This window comes from Plasticicumulans sp. (assembly GCF_035331805.1).
GTDB lineage: Bacteria > Pseudomonadota > Gammaproteobacteria > Competibacterales > Competibacteraceae > Plasticicumulans.
The window spans coordinates 1-2,759 of sequence record NZ_DAOLKE010000425.1; the positions used below are offsets into that span (position 1 = coordinate 1).

Below are 2,759 nucleotides of genomic sequence, written 5' to 3' on the forward strand. Positions count from 1 at the left end.
GCCGACGACGACGCCGAGGACGAGGGCGAGGGCGAGGGCGCCGACGAGGGCGCCGACGACGAGGCCGCCGAGACGCCGACCAAGGGTGGCGACAAGGGCCCGGGCAAGGCCGGGCAGGGGCGGCGGGGCGGCGGCCGAGCAGCCAGTCGAGCAGGCGCTTCCACATGGTCAGGGGGATTCCGGGGCACGGGCGGGATGGCGCGCGACGATACGGCAGCCGCGCCGGCCGTGTCATGAGTTGCTGCACGCCATCGGGTGCCATCCGGTGCCATCGCGGTGTCATCCGGTGCCGGCGGGTGCGCAACCGTTACGATCTGCAAAGTTATACTCGGCCCAGAAACCGCCGCCGGAGTTGCCCGTGACCGATCCGTGCCTGCTTGCCCCGCCCGCTGCCTTCCTTGCCGCCAGCCGCGCACCCGATGCGCTGCTGCTCGATGTGCGCGACCCGGAACTGCGCGCCGCCGGCCATCTGCCCGGCGCACGGGCGCTGCCGTATGCGAGCTACGTCGTGCCGCGGCCCCCGGCGATGGGCGGCCTGCCCGATCTCGACACGCTCGCGCGCGTGCTCGGGGCCATCGGCTACGAACCCGGCAGGCTCGTGCTCGCCTACGACGAGGGCGGCAGCGGCAAGGCCGCGCGCCTGCTCTGGACGCTGGCCGCCCTCGGGCACACGCGCATGGCGCTGCTCGACGGCGGCCTGAGCGCGCTGCAGAACGAGACGACGACGCTGCTGACCCGCGAAGCGGAGCCGGTGACGCCGACGACGCCGCAGCTGGCCTGGGCGCAGGGCATCGTTGCCGAGCGCGACTGGGTCGTGGCGCATCTCTGCGATCCCGACGTGCTGCTGCTCGATACGCGCTCGGCCGGCGAATACGCCGGCTTCGACGTGCGCGCCGCGCGCGGCGGCCACATCCCCGGTGCGATCAACCTCGACTGGAGCACGGCCTTCGATCCGGGCCGGCGGCCGCGCACCAAGCCGATCGAGCACCTGCGCTCGCAGCTGCTGGCCGCCGGCGTCGATCCGGCGCGCGAGATCGTCGTCTACTGCCAGACGCATCACCGCTCGGCGCACACCTGGGTGGTGCTGAAGGCACTCGGCTACCCGCGCGTGCGCGGCTATGCCGGCGCCTGGTCGGAGTGGGGCAACACGCCGGGACTGCCGATCGAACCCTGAGCACGCCGCCCGGCGCGAGGCCGGCCTGCGCTCTGCTCGCATGACGGGAGCGGCACAAAAAAAACGACCGGCCGGGACCCGCAGCCCGGTCGGTCGACCACCATCCCCTCGCACGGGGAATGCGTATGAACCGTCCTCATTCACCCGGAATCCGGTCCGCGGTTCCGTTGCGACCCGCGCAGCCTGCGCGTCAGCTCCGGTCGCATCAGCCGGCTCGCGTTCCATGCGGGCCGGTGGGGGAAAAACCTCCCGTTCAGGCTGACCCGTCCGTCAGGCCCGCGGGCTTTCAGTTCGTCGTCCGTGTGGCCGTGTCATCGGCCGGCGTCGTGCCGGTGCGGGTCCCGACCGGCTCGTCACGCAGAGCCTCGCGCCCGCGCTCGACGGCGCGGCCGGCGGCCTGCGTGGTCGCGTCGTAGCCTTCGCGCAGCTTGTCGGCGGCCTCGCGCGCGGCTTCGACGGTCACGTCCTTCGCGGCGCTGGCACCGGCACCGAGCGCGGCACCGGCGTGGCGGACCGCCTCGCCGGCGGCCGAGGCCGCGGCTGCAGCCGATTCCTTCGCGGTTTCGGTTTTCTGTTCGGTGGTGGTTTGTGTGGCCGATGTGGCCGGACGCTGGCCGTCGTCGCAGGCGGCGAGCGCGGCGGCGCAGACGAGCAGCAGGGCGGCGGGGACGATGTGCGCTTTCATGAGAGGTTCCGGTCACCAGGATGGGCAGGGCTCGACCTGCCTTGCATGGACCGTGAATGCGCGATTTCGTGCCATGTCCGGGAAATCCGCCGGCGATCAGGTGCTTGCAGGCGCTTGATGGCGGAATGCCCGTCCGCTGCCGGCGCCGGAGCGCCACGGGCGTGCGCAAACCGTCGGGCAACGGCGACAGTTGCCGGGCGGGCGCGGCGGAAGCGTGCCGCACGAAGGGCTTGAGTTGTCGCCTGCCGGCGACGCCAAAACGCCGGCGGCCGGTCCGTTGCCGGGCCGGCCGCCGTGGAGACAGCGCCTTGCAGGCGGGCGCGGATCGTTCAGTCGCTCACGAACAGACGCTCGCGGTAGAAGCGCAGTTCGGCGATCGATTCGCGGATGTCATCGAGCGCCAAGTGGGCGTTGCCCTTCTGGAAGCCCTTGACGCGCTCCGGGAACCAGCGCTTGCCAAGCTCCTTCAGCGTGCTCACGTCGAGGTTGCGGTAGTGGAACCACGCCTCCAGCGCCGGCATGCCGCGCGCGAGGAAGCGCCGGTCCTGGCAGATGCTGTTGCCGCACATCGGCGACTTGCCCTTCGGCACCCAGCCGGCGAGGAAATCGAGCGTCGCCTGCTCGGCCGCGGCGGCGCTGATGCTGCTGGCGCGCACGCGCGCGCTCAGTCCCGACTTCGCATGCTGGCGCGTGTTCCACTCGTCCATGCCGTTCAGCACGTCGTCGGAGCGGTGGATCGCGAACACCGGGCCTTCGGCCAGCACGTTCAGCGCGTTGTCGGTGACGATCGTGGCGATCTCGATGATGCAGTCGCTGTCCGGATCGAGTCCGGTCATCTCCAGATCGATCCAGATCAGGTGCTCGGGATTGGGCGTCATGGCGCGGCTTCTCGGCGGGGGC

At 71.7% G+C, this 2,759-nt stretch carries 3 protein-coding genes and 1 pseudogene; 2 read left to right on the forward strand and 2 right to left on the reverse strand.

All coding sequences use genetic code 11. From position 1 onward, the window contains the following. Positions 1–237, forward strand: a pseudogene (locus tag PKE44_RS17875) (hypothetical protein); the annotation flags it as partial. A 121-nt stretch (positions 238–358) separates the two neighbouring features. After that, complete coding sequence (locus PKE44_RS17880) at positions 359–1,174, forward strand: rhodanese-like domain-containing protein (protein ID WP_324553962.1); 816 nt, start codon at positions 359–361, stop codon at positions 1,172–1,174. Positions 1,175–1,460: 286 nt separating this feature from the next. Here PKE44_RS17880 and PKE44_RS17885 read toward each other — a convergent pair whose 3' ends face one another. Beyond that, positions 1,461–1,859 (reverse strand): hypothetical protein, encoded by a 399-nt coding sequence (locus tag PKE44_RS17885; protein WP_324553964.1) that lies wholly within the window; start codon positions 1,857–1,859, stop codon positions 1,461–1,463. A gap of 329 nt (positions 1,860–2,188) precedes the next feature. Continuing rightward, a complete protein-coding gene (gene orn, locus PKE44_RS17890) occupies positions 2,189–2,737 on the reverse strand; it encodes an oligoribonuclease (RefSeq protein ID WP_324553966.1) in 549 nt (182 codons plus the stop codon). Between the last annotated feature and the right edge of the window lie 22 nt (positions 2,738–2,759).